Genomic DNA, 231 nt, shown 5'->3' with positions numbered 1-231 from the left:
CGCTCACATCGCAGCGGTGTAGCTCAGTCGGTAGAGCAAGCGGCTCATAATCGCTGTGTCACCGGTTCAAGTCCGGTCACCGCTACAGACAGTAGCCGATTGTGGGGTCGGTCTCCCGATCGGCTACTCTTCATGCGTTCACCCGTCCATCAGTCCGTCAAGGAGCACTCACGTGGCTGCCACCGACGTCCGCCCGAAGATCACGCTGGCCTGCGTGGAGTGCAAGGAGCG

The 231-nt window shown here is 61.5% G+C and carries 1 tRNA gene; it reads left to right on the top strand.

Features of this window, described 5'->3' with window-relative positions:
- Positions 1–12: 12 nt before the first annotated feature.
- Positions 13–85 (top strand) — tRNA-Met (locus GJQ66_RS13955).
- Positions 86–231: the final 146 nt, after the last annotated feature.

Origin of the sequence: Microbacterium sp. ZXX196 (assembly GCF_009709595.1) — a bacterium.
Lineage (GTDB): Bacteria > Actinomycetota > Actinomycetes > Actinomycetales > Microbacteriaceae > Microbacterium > Microbacterium excoecariae.
The sequence above is the reverse complement of the archived record's forward strand: the minus strand, read 5'-3'. Positions and strand labels throughout refer to the sequence as shown.